Genomic DNA, 26,412 nt, shown 5'->3' on the forward strand with positions numbered 1-26,412 from the left:
AGCCTATCGTGTGGAGATTGCTCGCCTACGCCGTTTCCTTCGCCGGCAGAACCGCGCGGATGCCGCCGAGGAATGTTGCTACCTTGGCGTCGATGATCGAATTGACGTCGGTTTCGAGCGGCATCGAATAGATGAACTTGCGTACTCCGAGATAGAAGATCGCCGCATGGAGGCCCCAGACCATCTCGATTTCGAGGACGGTGATCGGGAGGTCACGGGTCGAGGGGCGTCCGTACTCGAACCTGATCTCCTCGATCAGCCTCTCGAACGCGCGCTCGCGCAGCATCTTGAGATAGCGCGCGTTCAATCCAAGGTCCTTCAGGCCTGCGAACATGAACAGGCGGATCCATTCGTAGGTGAGAATGACCGCCGCGTACTCGCGATAGAACTGGATCAGCCTGGCCTTGAGGGGAACTGAGCGATCGGTGATGATCTTCTCCCATGAGGGCTTCCATCGCTCGACGAAGACCTCCTGATAGACCCGCTCGATGAGAGCGTCCTTGCTCGGGAAGTAGCGATAAAGCAGGGGTTGGGTGATCCGCAGCCGTCTGGCGAGCTCGCGGGTCTGCCCCTCGAATCCATGCTCGGCGAAGAACGAGACCGCCTCTCGCGCGATGATGCCTTCCCGCTCGGACGGATCCAGCCTTTGCTGCTCTCGGATAGGCGTTCTGGGACGCGCTTTGTTGGGCTTCTTCACACTGGATTCGTGGGTTTGAGTGCAGATCTGCAGCTTCATACACTGATTTGCCACGCCAGCCGATCATAGCCCGCCCGTCACTTTTAATTTATCACGCGATAAATAAGACTTGACATTGGGGGAACGTCAATCAGATTGTTGATCAATTGATAAATAACGCAGGAAAATCGGAACGACCGCTCCGAGGGAGGTTGCTTGATGACCAAAGACCGCTGGATGCAGGAAGCACAGCCGAGAGCATTGGTGATCGGCGGGTCCATGGCCGGACTGTTCGCGGCATTGCTGCTGCGCCGCCAGGGCTGGAAGGTAGACGTATACGAACGTATCGGCGCCGAACTGGCCGGCCGAGGCGCCGGAATCGTCACGCACGGCGAGTTGTTCGAGGTGTTGGCTAGGGCGGGCATCGACACCGAGGCGGCCGCCGTCGGAGTCGCTGTTCCGGGGCGGCGTGTGCTCGATCGCACCGGCCGTATCGAAGGCGAGCGCGCGTTGCGTCAGGTTCTCACGTCGTGGGGACACCTCTACGGGTTACTGAGGACAGCCTTCCCGACCGAAAGCTACCATCACGGCAAGAACCTCGTGGACGTCGTTGAAGCTGCCGATCTTGTGGTGGCGCGCTTCTCCGACGGCTCCGAAGCTTCAGGAGATATTCTGATCGGCGCAGACGGCCTGTTTTCGTCCGTCCGGGCCCGACTCGCGGCGGACGTCCGGCCCAGATACGCCGGATATGTCGCTTGGCGGGGCCTCGTCGACGAACGGGACCTGTCGCGCCGGACGCGCGCGGAATTGTGCGACTGGTTCGCCTTCAGCCTTCCCCCAGGGGAGCAGATGCTCGGTTACCCCGTCGCCGGCGTCAACGAGGAGATGAATGTCGGAGAACGGCGCTTCAATTTCGTTTGGTACCGTCCGGCCGACGCCGACCATGGGTTGGGCGATCTCCTGACGGACGTCGACGGCGTCAGGCACGAACTGTCCATTCCGCCGACCCGAATTCGCCCCGACGTGATCGCTTCCATGCGCCGGGACGCGGAGCGACTTCTCGCCCCGCAGTTCGCGGAGGTGGTCCGCCTCACGCGTCAGCCTTTCATTCAAGCCATCCTCGATCTCGAGACGCCGCGCATGGTGCTTGGATCTCGAACCGTGATCCTGGGCGATGCCGCCTTTGTCGCCAGACCGCATGTCGGAATGGGTGTGACGAAGGCTGCCGGCGACGCGGCCGCGCTTGCCGACGCGTTACGGGCCTATCCGGGGGATCCCGCCGCCGCGCTCGCCGACTTCGAATCCACCCGGCTGCCCTTCGGGGCGGCGGTCGTGCGACGAGCGCGCGATCTCGGCGCCTACATGCAGGCGCAGATCGCCACCGCTGAACAACGCGCGATGGCAGAGCTTCACCGTAGCCCCGAAGCCGTGATGGCGGAAACCGCCGTCGCGACCGGGATCGCCGCCTGACTGGAATAGAGAGTTCAAGAAGGGAGGACGCCAACCAATGGACCTGCAAGCCATTCAAGACAATTCCGCATTCAGGCAGCTCGCGAGTGAGCGCGCCCGTCTCGGTGTCGGCATGTCGATCGTCATGGCGACGGCATACTTCGCCTACATCCTGACCATCGCATTCTGGCCCCGCTTGCTCGGACATCCGCTGTGGAGCGGCACCGTGATTACCTGGGGCATCCTGATCGGCGTCGGCCTCATCGCACTGGGCTTCCTGCTCACGGCGCTCTATGTCCGCCGAGCCAATTCCAGGTTTGATCGGCTCAATCAACTCCTGCTGGAGGATTATCGATGATTTCGCGTTCGGCCTGCGTCGCCTTCCTCGCAACCGCGTTCGCCTCTGTTTCTTATCCGGCAGCGGCCGATGCACTCACTGGCGCGATCGGTACGCGGCAATCGCTGAATGCGACGGCGATCGCCATGTTCCTGGGCTTCGTCGCAGTCAGCCTCGCCATCACATGGTGGGCGGCAAGACGCGGCACGAAAACGGCGAAGGATTTCTATGCCGCCGGCGGCGGCCTCAAAGGCGTCCAGAATGGGCTTGCGATCGCGGGTGACTATACCTCGGCCGCGACGTTCCTCGGCGTCACGGCGCTTGTCTACACGTCGGGTTATGACGGCATGATTTATGCGATCGGCTTTCTCGTCGGCTTCCCGATGATCCTGTTCCTGATCGCGGAGCCGCTCCGCAACCTCGGCCGCTATACCTTCGCCGACGTCGCGGCGTATCGACTCTCCGAAGTGCCGGTGAGGGCGGTTGCCGGCGTCAACACCCTTGTCATCGTGGTGTTCTATCTGATCGCGCAACTGGTTGGTGCTGGAAAGCTCATCCAGCTGTTGTTCGGACTTCCCTACATCTACGCCGTCGGCATCGTCGGTGGCCTGATGATGGTTTATGTGACCGTGGGAGGCATGCTCGCGACCACCTGGGTGCAGATCATCAAGGCCGTACTCTTGATGTCGGGTTCAGTGCTGATGTCGATTCTGATTCTCGGCCACTTCGGCTTCAGTCTCGAGGTGCTCTTTCGGGAAGCCATTGCTCTTCATCCGAAGGCCGACGCGATCATGGCCCCCGGCGGTCTCGTCAAGGATCCGGTGTCGGCGATCTCCCTCGGACTGGCCCTGATCTTCGGTACGGCCGGGCTGCCGCACATCCTGATGCGCTTCTTTACCGTGAGCGACGCGCGCGAGGCGCGCACGTCCGTGCTGGTCGCGACAGGTTTCATCTCCGTCTTCTATAGTCTGCTGTTCGTCCTCGGCTTCGGCGCCATCGCGATCGTCTCGGCCAACCCGCAGTTCAGGGATGCGTCGGGCGGGCTGTTTGGAGGCGTGAATATGGTTGCCCTGCACCTGGCGGATGCTGTCGGCGGCTCGCTGCTGCTCGGGTTCATCTCCGCGGTGGCGTTCGCGACCATCCTCGCTGTGGTGTCCGGGCTGACGCTCGCAGGCGCTTCGGCGGCGAGCCACGATCTCTACGCTCGCGTGATCCGCAAGGGACGCGCGGGCGAACGGGAGGAGGTGCTTGTCTCGAAGGTCGCCGCTGTCGCGATCAGCTTGCTGTCGATGGGCCTGGGTGTCCTGTTCGAGAACCAGAACATCGCATTCATGGTCGGGTTGGTTTTCGCGATTGCCGCGAGCGCGAATTTCCCGGTCATACTTCTCTCGATCACGTGGCCCGATCTCACCACGCGAGGGGCGGTGAGTGGATCGGTTGTCGGTCTGCTGGCTTCGGTCGGACTGGTAGCCCTCAGCCCCGGTGTGTGGACTGCCACGTTCAAGCTCGGCGCAGCGCCGTTTCCTTACGACAATCCAGCGCTGGTCTCGGTTCCGCTGGCCTTCGCCGTATCGTGGGCAGTGTCGGTGATGGACCGTAGCGCGGCGGCTGCCTCGGTCCGTGCATCCTTCGGCGCCCAGCATGTTCGTGCTCAGACCGGCCTGGCCGCCGAATGACGGCTCTCGGAAGCAAGGGAGAAGCTACGATGAACGCTGACGTGATGAAAAACGGTAGGGCCACCTGGCCCGACGTCATTCGCGAAGAGTTCGATGCCAATCAGCTCAACGGCCGGGTCGGTACCCGATTGTTGTCCGAAACGAATCGCGTCCGGGTCTGGGAGATCCGGCTGGCTCCAGGTGAGCGCATCGGATTCCATCGCCACGTACTGAATTATTTTTGGACCGCAGTGACGCCGGGGCGGGCGCAATCGCACGCGGAGGATGGGTCAATCGTCGAGGCCGTCTATTCGGCCGGCGAGACCCGGCACTTCGTGTACGGAAAGGGAGAGTACAAGATTCACGATCTCAAGAACGTCGGGGATGCCGATTTGTGGTTCACCACCGTTGAGTTTCTCGACAGCACCAATGCGCCTCTGGAGCTCGGCCATGAAGCACGTGACATGGCCTCTTCCCAACGAAGTCTCCCGCCAAACACGTGAGCGTGGCGGAACCGAGTTCTGGCTAACCGGAGCCTTCTAAGGTTCGCAATGGCTAGGTCGACTCCGCCGGATCCGGGCTTCTGATCGCCTCCAGCGTATGACAGCGGAGGATCCCACGCCGCTTCAACAGACCGACGTGAGCCGTACGTGCGGCGCGTTGCTCGGCCCTGGTCAACGGGAAGCTGAGAAGAAAGGACGATCCCTCCTTGTCGCAAAACGCCTGAATGCGTCCGCCCAAACGGTTGGCCAACTCGCCAATGATGGTAAGTCCGCGACCGCGCCGAACCGGTTCAGGTACCGAGCCATTGTCCGAGATCCTGCACTTCGCGACGTTGCCGGCAACGCATAGTTCCACCCGCACTACCGGATTTCTACTGTCAAACTGTGCGTGTCGTGCCACGTTGGTCAGCAACTCGGATACAATGAGCCCAAGCTTCCAACTGCGTTCATTTTCAAGCAGAAGATCATCCGCTGAAAACATCACACGAACCGTCAAGGGCGCCAGTCGGCATTTCGTGATGGATGCGCAAAGCTGTTGAAGGTACTGCGCGGCATCGCGGAGACGTCCTCGATCCGGCATGCGCAGTGCGCCATGAACATCAGCGTACTCATGCAAGAGGTCTACGACGTCGAGGAGCGCCAGTTTGACCTCCATGTTATCCGATTCAACCGCTTTCGACGAAACGGCGCAGATAGCCGAAGTAAGATCATTGTTGATCCTGTGATTCAACTCGCGAAGAAGCAACGATTCATCGGTATACATCTCGTGCTCCTCAGGTCCTTCTCTCGCCGAAGCTGAGTGCGGGGTGACGTCACCAAGTCAGTGCTGCGGCGCATCCCTACTCTGCGGCGACCTCGCGCGGGGCGACTGTCCCCGGATGCCTGGCGCGCACTTCGAGCAGTCCGAGCAGAACGTTGTCCCGCTCCGCCTCGAGCTCCTCGATGCTGCGCGACCCGACCTCGGTGTGCACGCTGTCGATGAGCTTCTGTTGCACCTCGGGTGTCAGCACCGGAAAGCCGAGGGTTTCCCACCAGGCCGTCATCGGGCCGGTGAACTGCTGGAAGAAGTGCTCGATGCCACCCTGGCCACCGCCGAGGTGATTGAGCATCATGTTGCCCATGATTCCCCAGCGCAGGCCCGGCCCCCAGGAGAGGGCGGTGTCGACGTCGGCGGCGCTCACCACGCCCTCTGCGACGAGGTAATAGACCTCGCGCGCCAACGCGGCCTGCAAGCGGTTGGCGACGTGGCCCGGCATTTCTTTGTTAAGTCGCACCGGTCGCTGCCCGATCGATTTATAAAATTCCGAAGCGCGCCGGATCGTCTCCTCGGAGGTCTTTGCCCCGCCGACGATCTCGACCAGCGGGATCAGGTGCGGCGGATTGAACGGATGGCCGATAACGCAACGCTCGGGATGCGCCGCGGCTCCCTTCTGGATTTCGCTCATGGTGAGTCCCGACGAGCTCGATGCGATGATCACCTCGGGCGGCAGCAGCTCGTCGAGCTGCCCGTAGAGCTTCTGCTTGAAATCGATCCGCTCGGGCCCGTTCTCCTGGACGAGATCGACGCCGGCGACCGCCTCCGCGAGATCTGCGGTGAACTTTAGGTTCGACTGCGATGCTCCCGCCAACAGGCCCAGTCGCTTGAGCGCCGGCCAGGCCGTGTCCACGAACTTCCGTAGCGAAGCTTCTGCGTTCGGCGAGGGGTCGGTCGCGACAACCTGCAATCCCTTGGCGACGAACAGCGAGGCCCAGCTCGCGCCGATGACGCCCGTGCCGATGATGGCGATGCGACGAATGGGTTTGCTGTTCGACATGGTTTGATTCTCCCGTTCGGTTTTCAGACTTCGGCGTAGGCGATGCCAGTGAGATTGCCCTGGGCGTAGAGGAAGTTGCGCTCGTTCTTGCCGTCGAGATCGGCGGAATAGACTGAGCCGGCGAAGTCGGTGATGAACATCCGGTTGCCGGGCATGTCGAGGGCGATACCGATGCCCTCCATCAAATGCGTGACCAGGATCTCCGGCTCCGCCTTTGTGTCGATCGGCGCGCGATTGACGGTGTTGCCACGCGGCGGATCGCCGCGGTCGGTCCAGTAGAGAACGTGGTTCGCCCGATCGAGCTCGAGGTCGATCGGTTCCGGCAGACGATCGAACAACACCTCGATGTCGGAGCGGTTCGCCGGGGTCTCGCCCTTCGGGATCTCGATGTTGGCGCGGAAAATACGGCCGAGGCCGGCGTTGTCGGGGCCTTTTTGCGTCCAGTAGATTTTGCCGAGCTTCGGATCGATGGTGATGCCGACGCACCAGCGGGTCTGATCGCCTCGGTCCTTGTTGGAGCAGCCGGTCTCGACCAACGTTTCGACCTGCGAGCCGTCGAGGTTCGCGCGCATCACGCGCATTCCCTCCCGGTCGCACCAGTAGAGCTTGCCGCCGTCCTTATCGAGGTGGAGCTGTTTCGGTGTGTAGGTAACGCCCTGTGGGACGATAACCTTGCGGTTTTTGCCGTCGAGGTCGGCGCGCTCGATCGAGCCGTCGTCGAGGTTGGGGATACCCATGTTAGTCCAATAGATGTGACCGGCCTCGAAATCCACGCCGATGCCGTCGGGGAAGCGGCAATCGGTGACGATGGTCTTGCGGTCGGAACCGTCGGGATTCATCGAGTGAATACGGTCACCGCTTAGTTCGAGAACGAACAGTCGGCCGGAGCGCGTGACACCCGATGAAGCCTTTGTTTGCGTGGCCTGAACTACTGTCATGGTTTGTCCTTTCCTTTCCGTTTGCGCCTGTCGAATCAACTGGATGCGGCCGGCCGGAGCTGTGCGTTATCCCGTCGGTGCGGGCCGCGAGGCCCATAGTCGAGCTCGGCCCCCTTGTTGCTACTGGCGATGACCATGGCGGGAGCGTCTTGGGAGTCCATGATCGATTCGACGAAGATCATCGTATCGTTCGGTGCGCTGAGCGCTTTCTGCAGGTCTCCGCTGGTCTTGACCACGAACGATCGCGCGGTGGTGTCGGGACGGAACACCTTTGGCAGGTCGGCATAGCTCCAGTTGGCGACGTCGTTGTAGGTCTCGGTCCTGCCAAGGTAGCCGCGCTCGATCGTGTATCCGCCGTTGTTGATCAGGAAGATCACCGGCTTGTGGTCATGTCGAAGGATGGTCGACAACTCCTGCGCTGTGACCTGAAACGAGCCGTCACCAAGGAAGAGCAGGTGGCGACGGTGCGGTGCTGCGGTCAGTGCGCCAAGCAAGGCCCCAACCGAATAACCGATCGACCCCCAGTTGATTGACCCGATGAAGGTGCAATTCTGCGGAAGCTTCAGGCCGAGGAGAACGAATGACGTGCCATTGTCGACGTACAGAACGTCCCCAGGCTGGAGATAGTTCTGGATGGCCTGCCAATAGGCAGCCTGCTTCAGCTTGGCGGACCCGCCGTCGACTTCCGTGCCTGCTACCGCTGCGGCCACACGACGTCGAGCGCGGCTCACGACGGGCGAGACGGCGTCGATGACGGCGCGGAGGACTTCCTTGAGCGTCACCGCCTGATAGTTATCATTGCCCACGTCCACAGAGTGGCCGCGCACGTGAATGGTGTCAGCAGGCAGCGAGGCCGAGAAGTCGCCGGTAGTCACCTCGATCGGGCGGTAGCCGATCGAGAGCAGGCAGTCGCTGCTCTCGATCGTCTCGCGCACCTGCGGCTCGCTTGCCTTGCCGCCGTAGATGCCGATGTACTGGGGGAAGGTCTCGTCGATCACAGCTTTTGCGGCGTTGACCACAGCCAGCGGAGCCTGGATCCTCTCGGCAAGTTCCATGAGCTCGGGCGCTACGCCGAACCGGTCCGCGTCAGCATCGACAAGGATCGCCGGTGACGTGGCGGCGGATAACCGCTTCGCGATAGCGGCGATGCACGAATGCAACCGTTCCGGATCGCTCGGTGGTTCGGCAAGCACGAGCGGACCTGCCGGAACCTCGATATCGAGATAGGCGATGTCGGATGGCAGCTCCATGTAGACCGGAAGCTTTTCCCTCCACGCAGTGAGGATCAGCCGATCGATCTCAGTGGCCGCGTTGCGCGGGGTGAGCCTCGTCTGCGCGACAGTCACGGGCGCGTACGCATCAAGAAAGTGATCAAAAGTCCCGTCGGCCATTGTGTGGTGCATTCCCAGGCCCCGGTCGATAGACCTGAGCGGGATCGATCCGCTGATGCAGATGACCGGCACGTGCTCGCTGTATGAGCCGCCGACGCCGTTGATCGCGCTCAGAGCGCCGACGCCGTTCGTGACCAACAGCGCGCCTAGGCCGCTCAGCCGTGCATAGCCATCCGCCGCATAGGACGCGGTCAGTTCACCGGTCGTGCCGATCCATTTCAGCGTGCCAGTATCATAGAGTTGCTGCAACAGCGTCAGATTGTAGTCGCCGGGAACGCCGAACAGGTGTTGGATGCCGGCCTCCTCGAGGCGGCGAAGCAGGAAGTCACCGATGCTCATTCGTCGGGTGGCGTTGCTCGACATGGCTTTGTCTCCTTGGATTCGTTGGTGTCGATGGAAACCTGAGCGAAGCTCCTGGGCGTCGTTTCGTCAGGCAAGTTGTCCCGCGGCTTCGAGGATCAACTGCGTGATTTCCTCTGGCTGCGAAATCAGTGAAAGGTGGCTCGCCTTCACCTCGATGGTTTTGGCGCCCATCCGCCTGGCCATGAAGCGTTGGAGGTCCGGATTGATAGTGCGGTCCTCCGTCGAGACGGCGTAATAGCTCGGCTTCGATAGCCAGGCCGCATTCGTGGTCTTACCTGTGAGCAGCGCCTTCAGAAACGGCGGCTGGACCGCGTAGAGCACTTTGGCCTTTGCTTCCGGCAGGTCGCTCGCAAAGTCGCGCAGGAACGCCTCCTCAGAGAGCCGACCCTCATCCCCGTCGAACAAGATGCCGGCCGTCGCACGCGGAGTCGGATAGGTCTTGGCCAAGGCCGCGTAATCTTCTCCGGCGTCCGGCGCGCGCGCCGCTACATAGACAAGCGCGGACACGTTCGGATGCGCGCCCGCCTCCGTGACGATCATTCCCGAGAAGGAGTGGCCAACCAGAACTGTAGGGCCGTCCTGCCTTGCCAGCACGCGCTCCGCTGAAGCGACCGCTTCCGACAGCGTCGTCAGCGGGTTCTGCACAGAGGTCGCGTTGAGGCCCGCAGCCTGCAACCGCGCGATCACATCGGTCCAGCACGACCCGTCGGCGAACAGACCGTGCACCAGCACGACGTTGCGAGCTTTCGGCGGAAAGCCGTTTGCGGCCATGCCGCGGGTAGAGATCATCGAGGCCGCTGCGCTGAGCAGGAGCGCAGTTGAAAACGCACGCCTGTCGATCTTCTCCTCTTTAATGCTGGACATCGTTTTCTCTCCTCAGATCGGTTGATGTCGATGGAAATGGAGCTTCATGACGGGTTGGGAATGCAGCCTGGGCGCGGATCTCCACCAAACAGTCCGGCGAAGCTCCGCTCGACGTCTGCGCGCACCTTCTGAAACAGCGTCTTGCTCTGGTCGTCCTTGCCGTCACGGATCGTGACAGTCGCGGTCAAGCCGGACACCAGCGGCACTCCGGGCGGCACCTTGTCGATCGCAATGCGGACCGGCACCCGCTGCGCCAAACGGACCCAGGTGTAAACCGGATCGACGTTGGGCAAGCCCTGCGTGGCGGCGGCCGCGTTGGACACGCTGACGCCACGCGTTAGCGTTGCAACGTGACCTATGATCGGCGATGAATAGCCCATCAGCTTGGCCTCGGCGCGGTCACCCACGCACAGTCGGGCCAGCTTCGTTTCCTCGAAATAGCCGTCTATCCAAAAACTGTCCGTGTCTATGATCGAGATATTGCTGGTGCCCTGTGCCGCGTAGTTTCCTACCCGGACCAAGAGATTGGTTACGTATCCGTTTACCGGACTGCGAACCTCGGTGCGTCGTAGGTTAATCTCCGCCTGCGTGACTTGTTCTTGAGCTGAGTCAACGACGGCCTTCGCCTGAATTGCGTTCCCTTCATAGACTTGTCGGTCCTCAACGGTTTCCGCTAAATCGGACAAGCGCCGCCGTCGCTCGGCCTGCAATTCCTTCACGTCATGGTCTGCGATCTTTTGCTGTAGCGACGCCTTGTATGCGCGCAGCGCGACCTGGAAATCGAAGGGTTCGATGACATACAGGATATCGCCCTTGTGAACGAACTGATTGTCGACGACTCGCAGCTCCGTGATCTGACCGGAAATCTGCGGCGCCACGTTCGCAACCTGAACTCGCACGCTCCCATCGCGCGTCCATGGCGCGGCGTTGTACAGATCCCAGGTCACGAAGGCGCCTAGCACTGCAACAATCGCCGTGCCGGCTGTGGCCAGGTTACGCAAGAGACGCAGTATAGTTCGTGACGCGTCGCCGTTTCGGGCTGGCATAGACGTCGCTAAGGACGATGCTACGCTTTCATTACTTGCATCATCATCCTCCGAGATCCTCCGCGCGATGTGGTCAAACACGTTTGGTTCACGGGCCGATGCCGGCGAAGAGCGAGCGACGTTTGCCTGCGCCTCGTCTTGCTTCATAGTCTCATCACGAACAATCGCGTCCATGGTTCGCTCCTCTAGAACAACAGCATCAACAGGCACAGGATCGTTACGGAGAGACTCAACTGTGCTATTGCGGGGTGACTGAACATTTTCGCGAAACCTGCGACCTGCAGGAGCGGCCGAAGCACGATGACGACGGCAAGGGCTGCCACCAGGTAGGTTACAAAGGGCGCGACCAGAACGCCTCCGATGACCAGCTCTGGAAAGGTGTGTGCCATCAGTGCGCCTCCCGAGAAGAATCCAGTCCGCGGTCCTGGTCGATGGTGTCGCTTGTCAGGACGAGCCACGCCGCAGTTTCTGCCTCGATCGAATCCTTGTGGGAGGCTTTCTCAAGCAGCATACGGGCAACGGCGCGAAGCGTGGCTGTATCTCGCATGACGATCGCTTCGCGCGCTTGCTGCGCCAGCGGAGCGAATGGCCCATCGACGAGCTGCGTCAGGTTCGTGCTGCAAAGTCGGATCATTGCCGACCGATCGAAGCAGGAGAGCATGTCCGCGAGAGCGCGATCGTCCTGCGCTCCTTTGGCGGAAAGAAATTGCCCGATGCGCGTCGCATCGCGGAACGTTGCCCCCTCCGGAGTTTCGCCAGTCTTTTGGTCCGGCTCGTGCAGTTCGCCGCGAGCCTCCGCAAGCAACTGCATCCTCTGTCTGTCGTCCGAGACGGGGGGAATGAGAATCTGCGCAGCCAGCAGGACCGCTGCAGCCGCGACAATGAAGAGGGACGTGAAAAGGAAGGCCTGCGGGTCGTAGCTCTGGGGATTGCTCGGCGCCAGGATGGTTGGAATCGCGATAAGATTGATGCGTCCAATTCCTGACCACACGGGACTTTGCGACGTGGTGAGAAGTGCTGCGACGATCGTAAACGGAGCCAGGCCGATCGCCAGAACGGAAAAGGCATCAGTCCCGTCGAGCACGATGAACTCGAGGATGCCGGCCAACACAACCGCGATCGGCGCGCCAACGAGGGCTATCGTGGTGAAACCGCGCGGATTGGGCGTTGTCACTCCCAATGCAGCAACCGCCGCGACAAGATACAACGAAGCGCTTGCTGCAGACCACCCAGCCCAGACGAGAAATGTCGATGCGAGTGCAAACCATAGAGTCGCGCGCACAGCAGTTTCGGCCGCAGTTCGATAAGAGCGATACAACGGGGCGCGCTGCAATCGTGATGGCAAGCTGTTTGAGCTCAGAGCCGACAGATCCTGGCAGACTGCGTGGTCCCGCCGCAGCAACTCTCGCATTTTCCAAGCGGAAGCGTCGGTCGCGATATCGGAGGAACCGGCATTCAAGGCCCGCGCCGCCTGCAATTCAGCGATCAGTCCGACGGCTACGCTCCGGGCAGCGGCGCTTCCGACGGAACCGCTGCTCGACTCGAATGCGACGCTTGCTAAGTCAGGACGAAGTCCAACGATGTCCCGCACCAGGACCACGAATGCCGCCGAATCGCTTCTTTCGCCATTTAAGGCAGCGCTTGCGTATTCACGAACGCGACGATGAATTGCCGCCAGCTGCGTCGCGAGTTGCGAATGACGGTCGGGAGCAGACGTCAACGCGTTTACAACCGCTATTGACATTATGCCGACCGCGATCGCGGCGCCGCGCTCCACGCTGGCGTCAAACACGCTCTGCGGACTGTCGATCTGCTGTATCGCGATATTTGCAACGGAGTAGCCGGTCAGCACCGCCGCATAGGCGCGATAGCCATCCAAGAGCTTTGCCGCAAAGACGCAAAGTCCAAGCCACACCGCCGACGCTGCCAGCATCAGATCTCTGGCCTGCGAGAAAAGCCCAGTGATTACGATTGCGGCTGTCACCCCCACAACGGTGCCGGTCAACCGAAAGGCCGCCTTGTCGAGTGCCTGACCGCGGGTCGGCTCTGCCAGAATTGCGACGGTCACCGCCGCCGTAAACGGCTCTTCGAGTTGCAGCCAAAAGCTTACAAATAACGCCAGGATGGTGGCCAGCCAAACGCGGACGGCGAACGTCAAGGAGTCGGGCGGAATCTTTGCCATACTGAACGGCTGCTGTGCTGCTGTCGCGATCAAGGTAAATCCCTCACCGATTTTTGCGCATGCTTCGCCATTTCGCGCTCAGTTCTCGCGCGTCGGAACATCGGTTGATGCGCGCATGAAGACTTTGCGCTGCCTCTCGCCGACCGCCTGAGGCGACATCGAACTTCGTCCGCGACAACGGACCTACGCTCATCCGTCGCGGATGGCTCGTTATGCGTTGTATAATGTTGTATGATGTTATGGGCGTTGCCAGACTTCTCACCTCGCCGAGGAAACGAGGTGCCACACTGTTTGCCACGAGGGGCACTGGCGCGGTGCCCATATGTGCCGAACATTTAACCGCAAGTTCAGGCTGCGATGCTTACCCCGCTCGAGGACAGAAGATGTGCGCGAGTCCTGATACCGTCGGAAGCGCCGGTAACCTCGATATCTATTGATCCCGGCCCAGCTCCCTTAGCAAACGCTCGGCCGTCCGGTGATCTGCGGTGTCTCGCCCTTCGGTGAATTGCTCCAAGATCGGCTGCAACAGTTTTCGGCCGTCCCCCGGTCTGCCCCGATTGGCCAGCAGCCTGGCCAAGTCGATAGCAGTGCGCAACTCCCATGCGCGTGCGCCTTGGCGGCGGCTCAATTCGAGTGATTGGCTGAAGCAAGCCTCTGCTTGGTCAACTCGGTGCTCTGAAGAAGCGAGAATGGCACATCCCTTGATCCGCAGCACTTCCGGCAACAGGTAGAGTTCTCCGTTCTCTTCGACGCGGCTCATCGTTTCGTCGATCAGGGCGATACCTTCGTCCACTCGTCCGATAGTGATGAGGCCTTGCGTGAGGGCAATGTTGAACTCCACCTTACGCTGATGGAGGAACCTGTTAGAAGCCGTGTTGCGCGCATGGAGGTGCTTCAGACAGTCCTGAAGAGTTTGAACCCCGGCCGCGGGATTGCCGCTGTAGATGGCGAGCGTACCCTTATAGGCGCGTCCGACATGGAGATTCGGGCTCAGAGAATGGGATTCCGCGTATGGGATCAACCAGTTCACGTGCTCCGCGGCGCTTTGGTAGTCGCCAGCCCAAATGAGTATGCCCGGGACCCAACTCAAAGTGACCGCAAGCGTTACGGGATTGCTACTCAGCTTGGCATCGTCGAGAGTCTGACGCGCGCGTTCGACCGCCTGCGCCGGGAAACCCTGCGCCCACAGTGTCCGCATCAGCACAACACTAGTTTGTATGCGTTCATCGATCCCGAGATATGTCCGACGGGTACTCGACCAATACTGTAACGCGGCTTCAAGCTCCGCGCGGGCGCCGGTATAATCACCAACAAAGTGAAGTGCCCTCCCCAGAGCCGATTGAGCAAGGGCAGCAGCGTCCGGTTCTTCGGTGGTTCGGGCAACGGCGCCGGCGCGTTTTGCGTACTCCAGCGCGATCTTGAACTCCGCCTGACGAACACAGAACAGCGACAGTGTCCACAGCATCATGACTTGACTCAGGACATCGCCACGTGCTTCAGCGATCATCAGGCTTCTGTTCAAGGCCGCAAGCGCTGCTTCACTAGGTCCATGAATGTGCAGCGATGCGACTCCCAGGCATGCCTGCAATTGCATCTCTTCGGCCCCGTCGCTGGTCGCATCATCGAGCGCCGCGATTGCCCGTTCCGACCACAGACAACATTCACGCAACAGCGACATTGTCAGGAAAACGGGTGCAGCAGCCGCTGCAAGCTTGATCCCGAGTTGCACATCGCCGCCTTCGCCAAAACACCATTCCAGCGCATGACGGGCATTGTTCAGCGCCGAAAAATGGGGGGATCGCTCCGATCCGGTGGATAACGTCGGCCAGTTGCTGCCGGATTGATCGAGCCATCGCCGGTAGTACGTCGCGTGGCGCGCTGCCAGCCCGGCCGCTTCGGCATTGTCAGTCGCAATGTTGAGAACGTAGGCTCGAGTCGTATCCAGAAGGCGATAGCGCATCAGGGCGCCGATGGGACGCGTTGCAACCATCGATTTGGCAACCAGATTGTCCAAGGCGCTCAGGACCTGCGATTGATCGATGGCGGTGTCGGTGATGACCTCCAAAGCAGCGTCGAGCGTAAAATTTCCGACGAACACGGCGAGCCGACGCAGCACGGCGCGTTCGAGTTCGGAGAGGAGCTGATAGCTCCAGTCGAGCGCCGCTTGCAGCGTCCTTTGGCGGGGCGTCGCGCTGCGATGGCTAAGCAACACAAAGGCAAGATGCTGATCGAGAAGATTCTCGGTCTGATATAGACCGTAGGCCTCAACACGCCTGGCGGCGAGTTCAATTGCCAGCGCCACGCCATCGAGTTTGCGGCAGATGCGCACGATCGCCGCGACTTCCGCATCGCCGAGGTCCATGCGAGCATCACTCGCGGCCGCACGTTGAATGAACAGGCGCGGCGCCGGAAATGTCTGGGCAGCCGCGCTCAGCACCTCTGCACCTTCTGGCGGGCAAGTGAGCGTATCTAATCGATAGACATGCTCGCCTTCGACCTGAAGAATTTCACGACTCGTCGCCAAAATATGAACGTCAGGTGCCTCCACGTAAATCTTCGATGTCAGCGCTGCAACGGCATCGATGAGATGCTCGCAAGTGTCGAGAATGAGCAGCATCCGCTTGCCGCGCAGAAAAGCGATCAAGGTCGGTGTCGCGTCCTCCGACTGAACCGACAATCCCAGCAACGCAGCGATCGCAGTAGCGACCAGGCCAGGATCGCTCAGCACGCTCAGGTCGACGACGAGAACTTCGCCTTTGAACGCCTCGATCAAGTGATGGCCGACGGCTATCGCCACGGTGGTCTTGCCGACGCCGCCGGCGCCGACGATGCTGACAAAGCGGGCAGCGATCAGATGCTTCGATATGAGCAGAACGTCCTCATCGCGTCCGACCATCAGTGCCAAACGGCCGGGCAAGTTGGCATACGAAAAATCCGTCGCAACAGGTGCCGCCGCTTCGACTTCTTCACGCGAGCGCGTAACCGGCGCGACGAAACAATAGCCACGTCCTGCCAATGTTGTGATGTACCGGGCACCATCTTTTCCGTCGCCGAGCGCCTTGCGCAGGTTCGCAAGGTGAAAGCGCAGGCTGTATTCCTCGACCGTGACACCGGGCCAGACGAGAGACAAAAGCTCTTTCTTGGTGATGACTTCGTTGGGCCTAAGGACCAGGGCAATCAGGATATCGAGAGCGCGTGCGCCCAACTCCACGGGCGTGCCTGCTCTGGTGAGCAGCCGTTCGCTCGGGGCCAGGCGAAAGGGCCCGAACGAAAGGACGTCCTTGCTTGGCGCCATCGGGGTAACCATTCACTGCCTCGCGAGGCGGCTCTAAGGGCTTGATTTTACGGCAATAAGGTTCTCAAGTCACTTGCAAGGATGGGCGTTTTCCAGACGGTACCGTGCTTGTGAAAGAGGTATTCAGGGCAGCTACCGGCAATGACATCTGGCACAATCAGTCACCCCGACAGCCTGGAGGGTTGGTTTGTCATGATGAAGGACCGCAAGGGTCGCTATGCCGCGAACGCGTTTTTTTGGCGACGGCTAGGGCTGGTCTTGGTTCGACGCCGGCAACCTGTCGACTGACTCCGCTTCGCTTCCTCTCCCGGGGGAGGCGTGGCAGCCTCGCTCGATTACCGAGAGAATTGCAAGACCTGCCATCAGCCGGCAGAAGCGACGGACCGGATCTACGTTGATGGATAGCCGCCGCTTAGGCGCAAGAAAGGCTTGGCGCAATTCCCCAAAGCTAGACGCTTTGTGCGCATCGGGTCACGAACCGAGTTGACCGAGAGGGCGGCTTTGGAATGCGGAGCCGACCGGTATGGCTGGCACACAGCAGTGGGAGTGAGCGGCGCCCGGGCGGGAGGTGCCTTCCTGATCTCTGACGGTATCTGAGGCTCTGTGCCAGTGCGAGCAATGTCAGTCTTAGTCACGTACGCGGCGCGCCGTCCAGTTGATAGACTTCGATAGGTAGAGGAATTGCCGGTGCTTCGTGAGGAGCATTGTTTTCTGTGAAATCAAGGTCAGAAAAATGCGGCGCGTATACCGTCGGCACTTGTCCGTCAGACTTGGAAATTTGTGCTTGCAAAACAACGATGAAACGTCGTTTGAAATGATAGAGTGAGAGCAGGTCCCGCGGCTACCATCGCGTAAATTGGCGTATCTTTGGAAGTATTCTTGTTCTCCCTTCCTTTCGGCGCCGAGCAGTCGGCCGGAGTTGCGTGCTTCGATCTAACCTATCCGAATCCGATATCCGATCGTCCCCTTGCCTCTAGCGTATTGCGGCGCATTGCAGCGTGCAGAAAGGCGGAGGGTTGGACCACCGCTCCACCCGATAGGTATCGTGCGAGAACTCGTTGTGTAGACTTGTTGCCAGCTTGCCATGAAATCTATGAGGCCAGGCCGATCGGGGGCCTGACCTCCGCTTGAGTGAACGCTGAAAATAGCTTGGATGTCGACGGCCCACGCGTTTCACCGTCACCGAGGGTTGGAGTTGCTACATTCGCGCGGCCGCGCATCTTTCGTCGAGGGCTGCCTTACGCATAGAGGTGCCGAACATCGGCGATGCGCGCTTCGCCGGCTTTCAACGCCTCGTCCGAGGTGTGAACCGAGTAGTAGCCCAGCACGAGATCGTAGGGATGCGGCACCGCCGAGCCGAGAACGAAGGTCGCGCCCTCGGGGCCTGACTGAAGCGAGATCGCGGCATCACTTCGGTCAAATGCGATCATGTCGCCGGCCTTGTATCGGCCATCGCCCAAGAGACTACCGTGGGACAGGCTGAGCCAGCCGACCTCATGGCCAACCGGCGTTTCGTAGACCCACGTCTCTCCCGGAGCAAGCGTGACGAGCAGATAGTTGAGGCCGTTGAAGGCGCGCACAGGGCTGGCCTTGCCTTGATAGGCGCCGACGATCAGGCGCGCCGGGCCGACGGTCGGAATTCCGCTTGCCTCGATGAACTGCCACTCGGGCGCACTCGCTTCCTGCGCGGCAGGCAGAGCCACCCAGAGCTGAAAACCCTTGAATCGTGACGCGCCAGCCGGTCGATATTCACCGCCATGCCAGATTCCGCTGCCGGCACGCATCCATTCGACCCCGCCATAGTCGAGCAGTCCGGTGCCCCAGTCGCCCATGTCGAAACGGAGGTTGCCCTCGGTGCGCGTTTCCAGCTTTCCCTCTGCTTCGTATGAACGCATGAAAGCGAGCACGTCGGGACGCTTAATCTCCTGCCTACAAAGCTTGCCGAAACGGCGCTTCCGCTCATCGAGGTATGTACGTACGTACTCCGAAATGACTTTCGGTGCGCGCAATTCGGCCTTAAGTCCGCTCAGAACGACGCTTAACACGATTCCCCCGCCGGTCCGCTTGTCGTCAGAACCCGACCAGCTGCAAGTTTGGGAGAAGCGGCTTGGCAGGCGCAATCGACCACGTATTGGTCTAACGTGGTCCGGTAGTCTTACGCATCCCAACGATTACGTATCAATCCCGTTGCAGTTGCTTGCCAGTCTTCTGGATATGAACGCTAGCTTCATAAGCTTGCAGAAAGATCCGCGTCCTACTGATGAGGTCTTTCTTGGGACGTCTGGCATCGTTGACCTGACGGCCGATCTCGCCGATTTCGGTGAGACGGCTGCGCTTTTGTCTTGCCTTGATTTGGTGATCACGGTGGACACCAGCATTGCTCACTTGGCCGGCGCTATGGGATGCCCAACTTGGATACTGCTTCCCCATTTGCCTGATTACAGGTGGTTGTTAGATCGTGAAAACAGTCCCTGGTACCCAACTGTGCGGCTATTCAGGAAAGAGGCCGCCGGCGGTTACGAAGCCGTGATCCGACGCGTTCGTTCCGAACTTGCCAATTTGCTAGAGTCCAAGCTTCTCACCGAAGCGTCAGGACCGCGAAGCGCGCAGTAGCCAAGCACCAACCTTCCCTGGTGGCTTCGAGCTACGTTAGACCGTGTTACCGACAATGCGATCCGAGCGCGCCATAAACCCACACGTGAATGCTGATCGAAAGTTGCCCCTCGATTACTGACGCGTTTGAGCAAAGCCTCGATTGCATAAGCGATAGAATAGTGGCGCCGGCGCCAGTCGGCGCCGGACCGCCGTGCTGCCTGATCGCCGGTGCCGCTTGGTGTAAACCGAGAATTATCAAGAGACAGTATTTCAAGCGCTTTCACAGATCAGGTCACTATAGTCGGTGTCGGCAAATCCTGATTGCTGCCCGGCGATCGCGCCCGCCGCAGGCGGTCGCACATGCGAACCTGATCTCGGCGAGCTTCTTCACTAAAAATTCACGACCGAGGCCTCCCGCGATGCGGCGGACGTGGCTGATATTATCAGTATATCACCTTATATGGCGCTGCCATCGCCGCTCAACTTGCTAAACCCGGAGTTCGAAAGATGCACATTGGCGGCAATTTGCAACCGTTTGTATTGCCGCGGCCCAGTGAGGTCTCTTTGGCTTGCATTGTCTAAAATAGGATGTATACTGAGTAAAATTCAGGGTGGTTCCGAGGTTTGGGATGGCGTGGCGAAAAGCAATTGCTTTGGAGGAACTGAAGCCCAACGGCGTCAGGAGCGTCGAGATCGACGGCAAGCCTGTGGCGCTCTATCTCCTTGGTGGAGAAGTCTTTGCCACGCATGGCATATGCACGCATGCGCTAGCCTTTCTTGCCGATGGTTTCGTTGACGGCGACACGATCGAGTGCCCGCTGCACCAAGGCATCTTCGATATCAGGTCAGGAAAGGCGCTGTGCTCTCCGGTCACGAAGGACCTTGAGACCTACGCGGTCAAGGTTGCGGATGGCGAGGTATTTGTCGATATCGATGAGGGCAAGAAGGCTGCGACCGAAGATCGGGCGCCGGTCGGCACACTGAGGGAACGGCCTGCCAGTAGGGCCGTCGTCATCGTGGGAGCCGGGCAGGCGGCTTCAGCCGCAATTCGCAGCATGCGTGCCAATGAATTCACCGGCACGATAGACCTCGTTGGACGGGAGGAGCACCTGCCGTACGAGCGTCCGCCACTCTCAAAGGATGTTCTCCTTGGAAAGGCGTCGATCGAATCGTGTCGGCATTTGCCTGAAGCCGACGTGGTCTCCCTCGACGTCAGGACGCACCTCGGCCGCTCCGTCACTCGCATCGATCCCGCCGCCAGGATTGCGCTCTTGAGTGACGGGACTGAGCTTCAATACGATGCGATCTTGCTGGCGACCGGTGGAGTCCCGCGGCGACTTTCCATTGCTGGTGCCGATCTACCCGGTGTGCATTATCTGCGCACGATCGAGGATGCCAATTCCATCAGGCGGTCTCTCGAAAAGGCGAAGCGTCTAGTCATCGTCGGCGGCGGCTTCATTGGCCTTGAGCTTGCGTCGGCCGCCGCGACGCTCGGGGTCGCCACCGTCGTCCTCGAGCGCGAGGGCGAGCTGATGGCCCGCGTGCTGCCCCCACCACTTGGGTGCACCTTTCGCTCTCTTGCCGAACGCCACAACGTCTCCGTTCTGTGCGACGTGGAGGTTCAGGACATTCGGCTCGATGGTCAGCACCTTGTGGTCACTACGTCCGCCGGCCCTTTCGCTGCGGACACCGTTTGCATTGGTGTCGGGTTAGCCGTCGAGACCGAATTGGCTGCCGCGGCCGGGTGCGCCGTGGATGGGGGGATCGTTGTCGACGCAGAGCAAAGGACGAGCGTCGCAGACATATGGGCAGCTGGCGATTGTGCGTTGCACCATAGTCCCGTCAGGGGGCGCTCGCGCCGTTTTGAGAGTTGGCACAATGCCGAGCTGCAAGGTGCGGCCGCAGGTCAATCGATTGCCGGGGTGCCTCGGAGTGAGGACGTCCAGGCCCCCTGGTTCTGGACCGATCAGTTTGGCCTGAACATCCAGATACTCGGTGTCTCGTCACCGGGCGACAAGGTCGCGCTCACTGGGCGCGACGGCGAGCGTGGCGCCGTGTACCGCACGATTGATCCGAACACCGGGCGGCTTACCAGCGTGGTCGCGTTTTCTGATCCTGCCGCGATACGGCACGCGCGCAAGGAGCTCGAAGGCCCGGGAGTTTTTGATATCGCCAAGGCTTCCGCCGCTTGGCTCACGAGCGACGGCAAAGAGGAGAACGGTCAGGTGGTGAATGAGAGGTCAGTGGCGACAATGACGAACCAATACGTCTGGCCATCCGAAGGGCTCACCAGGGTGCCTGATTGGGTCTACACGGACGACTACATCTACCGGCGCGAAGTCGAGAAGATCTTTCACGGGCGAACATGGAACTACGTTGCGCTCGAGAGCGAGATTCCCGATGTCGGCGACTTCATCCGTTCCAATGTGGGGCCAACGCCTGTCGTCGTATCGCGCGCCGAAGATGGCTCGATCAACGTCTTCGAGAATCGTTGCGCGCATCGCGCAGCCGAGTTCTGCCGCGAACTAAGCGGTAACGCCAAGGAATTCGTCTGCCCCTATCATCAATGGTCTTACGACTTGAAGGGCAATCTGGCGGGGGTGCCGTTCCGCCGCGGTGTGGACGGCAAGGGCGGAATGCCTCGCGATTTCAAGAATGCAGACCACGGGCTCAGGCAGCTAAAAGTCACGACCCATCGCGGTGTCGTGTTCGCGTCCTACTGCAACGACATGGAGCCGCTGGCCGAGTATCTCGGACCGGAAATTCTCCGCGAGTTCGAGGCTACCTTTGACGGGCGGAAGCCCAAGGTGCTCGGTCACTATCGCCACAGCCTGCCGGGAAACTGGAAGCTCTATCACGAGAACCTCAAGGATCCTTATCACGCAACGTTGCTGCACACGTTTCTGGTGACCTTCGGTCTCCTGGTGGCCGGTAATAAATCGTCCATGATCGCCGATGCCTCCGGTCGGCATGGCGTGATGGCATCGGCAAAGTCGGACGTCAGCAAACTCGACAACAGCACCAAGAAGGAGATGCGTGCTTACAAGGAAGGCATGAAGCTCGAGGAGCCGCGCTTCATGGATTTCATCAATGAGTTCGATAGTCCCTGGTCAGTGACCATGACGACGATCTGGCCCAATCTCATTGTGCAGCGGGAGATGAATACACTCGGTGTTCGTCAGATCGTCCCGACGGGGCCCAACGAGTTCATCATGAAGTGGACCATGTTCGGTTTTGAGGGCGACGATGAGGAAATGACGCGGCATCGGTTGCGGCAAGGCAACCTGATGGGACCCGCAGGCTTCCTTGGCCTCGAAGACAACGAAGCCATCAAGTTCGTGCAGGATGGCATGCTTGCGGTCCCCGATGGTGAACATGTGGTCGAGTTGGATCCTGGTGTCATCGGCACCGCGGATACCTTGATCTCCGAGGCGTCGATACGGGCGATGTATCAGCACTGGCGCAGCGCGATGGAACTCTAACGCGAGAGATACGGACCAATCAGATGTCGGCCACCGATCCCACCTACACCGCGGAAATCCGCCAGCTATTGCTCCGCAACGCAATTGAGCAGTTCAATTGCCAATACGCAGCCGCCCTCGACGAGCAGCGGCTCTCCGACTGGAGCGAGATGTTCACGGCGGACGCAAGCTATGTCGTTTTGTCGCGTGAGAACGAAGATCGCGGCCACCCGGTTGGTCTCATCTACTGCGAGAATAGGGGCATGATTCGCGATCGGGCGTTCGCACTAGAGAAGACCGCCATGTTTGCACCGCGGTACCTTCGTCATCTGATCAGCAATTTGCAGTTGCTCGGCGAAGATGAGGACGGAAACATAAAGGCTCGAGCGAACTACGTCGTCTTGCAAGTCTTGTTTGATCGCCCTGACGCGACCATTCACCAGGTCGGGACTTATCACGATGTGTTTCGGCGTTCCGACGAGGGCCTTAGGCTCAGGCAGCGCCGCTGCGTCTACGATAACCTGCTCGTTCCGAATGCGCTTTGCATTCCGGTGTGAAGCCTTTGGCGAGGAGAGGGTAGGTACTGTGACCTTGGTAGCGGCGAGGTCGGTTTGGCGGAGCGCATGAAGGGATCATGATGAGCAGGGTCAGCCCGGCCGGTGAAGGTATTGGGGCGCGAGCCCCGCGCAAAGAGGATGCCCGACACTTGCGTGGTCGAGGCCGGTTCGTCGGCGATATCCATATGCCCGGGCTACGGGAAGTAGCATTCCTGCGCAGTCCAACGGCGCATGCGAAGATATCGTCGAAGGCAAAATCACCGGATCACGCCGTCGATACCTTCTTCTCCGAAGATCTCATCGGGGTCTCGCCGATCGTTACGCGATCTTCCATTCCGGGATACAAGGTATCGCAGTATCCGATCCTGGCCACCGACAGGGTGCGCTTCGTCGGCGAGCCGGTCGCCATGTGCGTGGCAAAGAGCCGTGCGATCGCGGAAGATCTGATCGAGCAGGTCGAGATCGGCTATGACGACCTGCCGGTGATCGCATCTTGTGCGGGCGGTCGCCGCGAGAACGCGGAACTCTTGCATCCGGAGTGGGGTGATAATCTGTTCTTGGAGACGTTCTTCGACAGTGGCGTCGACGAAGTCATCGCCAAGGCCCCGATCTCGGTCGAGCTCGAGATGTCATGTGCTCGTCAGACGATGCACCCCATGGAAGGCAAGGGAGTGTTGGCTTGGTGGGATGATCGTGCTGATCAGCTTGTCATTCACACCTCCACCCAGGTGCCGCATATGATACGGGCCGGGCTGGCCGAGTGCCTCGGGATCGCGCAGGCTCAGATCAGGGTCGCCCCGCCGGACGTCGGAGGCGGGTTCGGCTACAAGTGCCTGTTGCAGCCCGAGGAGGTTGCCGTAGCCTGGCTGGCTGCTACCTTTAAAAAGCCCTTCCGCTGGACCGAAGATCGCAGAGAGCATCTTGTCGCCGGCGCAAATGCGCGGCAGCACGAATACCACGTCAAAGCCTATGCGGACGCGCAGGGACGGCTTCTCGCGCTCGACGCCGAAGTGTCCGTCGACACGGGGGCGTACTCCGTTTGGCCATTCACCGCCTGCCTGGAGGCTGCGCAGGCCGGAGGCAACCTCCCCGGGCCGTATCACCTGCCGGCCTATCGATGTCGGACCTATTCGGTTGCGACCAACAAGCCGCCTTTCGCGCCTTATCGTGGCGTTGCGCGGCCGGGCGTCTGCTTTGCAATGGAGCAGGTTATCGACGCGATCGCACAGAAGGTCGGTCGCGAAGCATGGGAAGTACGCCGTGACAATTTGGTCCCGGCTTCGGCCATGCCATACACCAACATCACGAACAAGCACTACGATTCCGGGGACTATCCGGAGGCGCTCGTTGCCGCAAAGGACATGATCGGACTCGAGGCGTTCCGTGCTGGGGCCAAGCGCGACGACCGGGGGCGTTACCTCGGCATCGGGTTTGCCAGTTTCACCGAACAGTCTGCGCATGGCACCAAGGTATTTGCATCCTGGGGATTGCCGCTGGTGCCGGGCTTCGATCAGGCACACGTGAAGCTGACGCCTGACGGCGCGCTGGAGGTTGCCGCAGGCATCCACACGATCGGGCAGGGCTTGGAAACAACGCTGGCGCAGATTGCTCACGAACAGACGGGTGTTCCGCTCAAGCACATCAGGGTCACCCTGGGGGACACCGCGACGACCCCATTCTCGACCGGCGCTTATGCTTCGCGCGGGATCGTCATGTCGGGCGGCGCGGTCTCACGGGCCGCGGAGGTCGTTGCCGGTCGGATCAGGTCAATTGCCGCCCATTTGCTGCAAGTCGAACCTGCCGCCGTCGGATTTGCCGAAGGGCGCATCTTTGCGGCAAATGCCAGCGTCACTTACGAGGATGTTGGGCGTGCCTGGTATCTTCGGCCGGACCAACTTCCGGAGACCGTGAACACGGCGGGTCTGGAGGCGACCGAAGGATACAAGCCGGAAGTCGATACGGGAGTGTTCTCCTACGCCACGCACGCCGTTCGGCTCGCGGTTGACCCCGAAACCGGGCTTGTCGAGATCCTCGACTATGCGATCGTCGAGGACTGCGGACGCATGGTTAATCCGATGATTGTCGAAGGGCAGACCTATGGAGGTGCAGCGCAGGGTATCGGTACTGCGCTGTTCGAAGAGAGCCCGTATGACGATAACGCCCAACCGCTCGCATCGACGCTGCTCGATTATATTCTTCCTGGTCCGACGGAACTGCCCACATTTCGCATCGACCATCGCGAGACGCTATCGCCATACTCGGCGCACGGGATCAAGGGGGTCGGCGAGGGCGGAGCGATCGCGCCGCCTGCTGCGATCGTCAACGCGATAAACGACGCTTTGTCGCCCTTGAACGCTACGATACGGCAGGTGCCGGCGAGCCCGCAGCGAATACGGGAGGCAATCCGGCGCGCGCGTCCATCGCAGGCGACAGAATCTCGAAGGGACGTGGCCCGATGAAATCATCGGCTTTCGAGCTCAAGCATGCGCGGACCCTCGGGGAAGCAACCGAGCTCCTCGCAGGGGCGGACGGCAATGCCAAGGTGTTGGCTGGGGGCCAATCGTTGGTCCCGATGCTGAACCTGAGACTGGCACGGCCCAAACTGCTGGTCGATATCAAGCGCGCATCCGGCTTTCGGGAGCTTGCAGCCGACGACAAGGTATTCTCGATCGGGGCCGGATGGACGCATGCCGAGATCGAGGATGGTGTCCTGGAGGACCCGACGTGCGGACTGCTGCGATCGGTGGCGCATGGAATAGCCTACAGGGCAGTGCGCAATCGCGGAACGATGGGCGGGAGCCTGGCGCATGCGGACCCTGCCGCAGACTGGGTTTCGACGCTGGCGGCGCTCGGAGCCGTGATCGTCGCCCAGGGGGGCGAGGAGCAGCCGAAGCGCTACGCTGCCGAGAGCTTCGTCGACGGAGCGTTTTCGACGAAGCTCGGTGAGAGCGAAGTGATCGCCGCGATCGAGGTTCCACGGTTGTCGGCGGACGCATCGTGGGCCTATCACAAGATTTGCCGCAAGACCGGCGAATTCGCCAACGCGATCGGCGTTGCCGTTCTCGATCAGAAGGCCGGCATAAAGCGGGTGCTTGCCGGTGCGACCAGCGGTTCGCCGGCGCTTCTGCCCGAGACCGCCGCACGTCTTGCCGAGGCGGGGCCGGGTGCGGCATGGGAGATTGGGGGGGAGGAACTGTATCTTATATACATCTCAGAGGCCACGAGACAGGCAGAGAACCCGGATTGCGGCTTTCTGTTGCAAAAATAAAACCCCGATACTCTCGCT

20 protein-coding genes are annotated in these 26,412 nt (G+C 60.6%); 9 read left to right on the plus strand and 11 right to left on the minus strand.

Features of this window, described 5'->3' with window-relative positions; genetic code table 11:
• Positions 1-25: 25 nt before the first annotated feature.
• Entirely contained in the window at positions 26-697 is a 672-nt protein-coding gene (locus FNJ47_RS14820) for a TetR family transcriptional regulator (RefSeq protein ID WP_163154206.1), read from the minus strand.
• 198 nt (positions 698-895) lie between these two features.
• On the opposite strand from FNJ47_RS14820, the gene FNJ47_RS14825 reads away from it, so the two are divergent.
• Genes FNJ47_RS14825 through FNJ47_RS14840 form a run of 4 tightly spaced genes read left to right on the plus strand, consistent with a single transcriptional unit; the run spans position 896 to position 4,620 of the window.
• Entirely contained in the window at positions 896-2,146 is a 1,251-nt protein-coding gene (locus FNJ47_RS14825; RefSeq protein WP_163154215.1) for an FAD binding domain-containing protein, read from the plus strand.
• Between the two features lie 37 nt (positions 2,147-2,183).
• A complete protein-coding gene (locus FNJ47_RS14830) occupies positions 2,184-2,483 on the plus strand; it encodes a DUF485 domain-containing protein (protein ID WP_163154217.1) in 300 nt (99 codons plus the stop codon).
• Positions 2,480-4,138: a cation/acetate symporter ActP gene (gene actP, locus FNJ47_RS14835; protein ID WP_163154219.1), complete on the plus strand. Its 1,659-nt coding sequence runs from the start codon at positions 2,480-2,482 to the stop codon at positions 4,136-4,138. The genes FNJ47_RS14830 and actP overlap by 4 nt, the downstream gene beginning before the upstream one ends.
• Before the next feature lie 29 nt (positions 4,139-4,167).
• Positions 4,168-4,620 carry a cupin domain-containing protein gene (locus tag FNJ47_RS14840; RefSeq protein ID WP_163154221.1) on the plus strand — a complete coding sequence of 151 codons (453 nt, stop codon included), beginning with the start codon at positions 4,168-4,170 and terminating at the stop codon, positions 4,618-4,620.
• A 52-nt stretch (positions 4,621-4,672) separates the two neighbouring features.
• On the opposite strand, the gene FNJ47_RS14845 is transcribed toward FNJ47_RS14840, so the two are convergent.
• The 10 genes from FNJ47_RS14845 to FNJ47_RS14890 all read right to left on the minus strand — a co-directional run bounded on the left by FNJ47_RS14845 (position 4,673) and on the right by FNJ47_RS14890 (position 18,633).
• Positions 4,673-5,383, minus strand: coding sequence for an ATP-binding protein (locus tag FNJ47_RS14845; protein ID WP_163154222.1), 711 nt, complete (start codon positions 5,381-5,383; stop codon positions 4,673-4,675).
• Positions 5,384-5,459: 76 nt separating this feature from the next.
• Positions 5,460-6,434, minus strand: a complete 975-nt coding sequence (locus tag FNJ47_RS14850; RefSeq protein ID WP_163154224.1) for a 3-hydroxyacyl-CoA dehydrogenase NAD-binding domain-containing protein — start codon at positions 6,432-6,434, stop codon at positions 5,460-5,462.
• 23 nt (positions 6,435-6,457) lie between these two features.
• Positions 6,458-7,372 (minus strand): 3-hydroxyacyl-CoA dehydrogenase, encoded by a 915-nt coding sequence (locus FNJ47_RS14855; protein WP_163154226.1) that lies wholly within the window; start codon positions 7,370-7,372, stop codon positions 6,458-6,460.
• 35 nt (positions 7,373-7,407) lie between these two features.
• Complete coding sequence (locus tag FNJ47_RS14860; RefSeq protein ID WP_163154228.1) at positions 7,408-9,126, minus strand: alpha-keto acid decarboxylase family protein; 1,719 nt, start codon at positions 9,124-9,126, stop codon at positions 7,408-7,410.
• A gap of 66 nt (positions 9,127-9,192) precedes the next feature.
• Complete coding sequence (locus FNJ47_RS14865; protein WP_163154230.1) at positions 9,193-9,990, minus strand: alpha/beta fold hydrolase; 798 nt, start codon at positions 9,988-9,990, stop codon at positions 9,193-9,195.
• 44 nt (positions 9,991-10,034) lie between these two features.
• Positions 10,035-11,210 carry an HlyD family secretion protein gene (locus FNJ47_RS14870; RefSeq protein ID WP_163154232.1) on the minus strand — a complete coding sequence of 392 codons (1,176 nt, stop codon included), beginning with the start codon at positions 11,208-11,210 and terminating at the stop codon, positions 10,035-10,037.
• 11 nt (positions 11,211-11,221) lie between these two features.
• Positions 11,222-11,425, minus strand: coding sequence for a DUF1656 domain-containing protein (locus tag FNJ47_RS14875; protein ID WP_163154234.1), 204 nt, complete (start codon positions 11,423-11,425; stop codon positions 11,222-11,224).
• Positions 11,425-13,251 carry an FUSC family protein gene (locus tag FNJ47_RS14880; protein ID WP_163154236.1) on the minus strand — a complete coding sequence of 609 codons (1,827 nt, stop codon included), beginning with the start codon at positions 13,249-13,251 and terminating at the stop codon, positions 11,425-11,427. Before FNJ47_RS14880 ends, FNJ47_RS14875 begins: the two co-directional genes overlap by 1 nt.
• A gap of 397 nt (positions 13,252-13,648) precedes the next feature.
• Positions 13,649-16,525: a winged helix-turn-helix domain-containing protein gene (locus FNJ47_RS14885; RefSeq protein ID WP_163154238.1), complete on the minus strand. Its 2,877-nt coding sequence runs from the start codon at positions 16,523-16,525 to the stop codon at positions 13,649-13,651.
• 1,226 nt (positions 16,526-17,751) lie between these two features.
• On the minus strand, positions 17,752-18,633 hold the full coding sequence (locus tag FNJ47_RS14890) for a pirin family protein (protein ID WP_235999886.1): 882 nt from the start codon (positions 18,631-18,633) through the stop codon (positions 17,752-17,754).
• A 67-nt stretch (positions 18,634-18,700) separates the two neighbouring features.
• Here FNJ47_RS14890 and FNJ47_RS51225 point away from each other — a divergent pair, with 67 nt between their 5' ends.
• The 5 genes from FNJ47_RS51225 to FNJ47_RS14915 all read left to right on the plus strand — a co-directional run bounded on the left by FNJ47_RS51225 (position 18,701) and on the right by FNJ47_RS14915 (position 26,394).
• A complete protein-coding gene (locus tag FNJ47_RS51225) occupies positions 18,701-19,126 on the plus strand; it encodes a glycosyltransferase family 9 protein (protein WP_235999887.1) in 426 nt (141 codons plus the stop codon).
• A gap of 611 nt (positions 19,127-19,737) precedes the next feature.
• Entirely contained in the window at positions 19,738-22,590 is a 2,853-nt protein-coding gene (locus FNJ47_RS14900; RefSeq protein WP_163154244.1) for an FAD-dependent oxidoreductase, read from the plus strand.
• A 23-nt stretch (positions 22,591-22,613) separates the two neighbouring features.
• Entirely contained in the window at positions 22,614-23,126 is a 513-nt protein-coding gene (locus tag FNJ47_RS14905; protein ID WP_163154246.1) for an aromatic-ring-hydroxylating dioxygenase subunit beta, read from the plus strand.
• Positions 23,127-23,206: 80 nt separating this feature from the next.
• Positions 23,207-25,585 carry a xanthine dehydrogenase family protein molybdopterin-binding subunit gene (locus FNJ47_RS14910; protein WP_163154248.1) on the plus strand — a complete coding sequence of 793 codons (2,379 nt, stop codon included), beginning with the start codon at positions 23,207-23,209 and terminating at the stop codon, positions 25,583-25,585.
• On the plus strand, positions 25,582-26,394 hold the full coding sequence (locus FNJ47_RS14915; protein ID WP_163154250.1) for an FAD binding domain-containing protein: 813 nt from the start codon (positions 25,582-25,584) through the stop codon (positions 26,392-26,394). The genes FNJ47_RS14910 and FNJ47_RS14915 overlap by 4 nt, the downstream gene beginning before the upstream one ends.
• The last annotated feature ends 18 nt before the right edge of the window (positions 26,395-26,412 follow it).

Source organism: Bradyrhizobium uaiense (assembly GCF_010811875.1).
GTDB lineage: Bacteria > Pseudomonadota > Alphaproteobacteria > Rhizobiales > Xanthobacteraceae > Bradyrhizobium > Bradyrhizobium uaiense.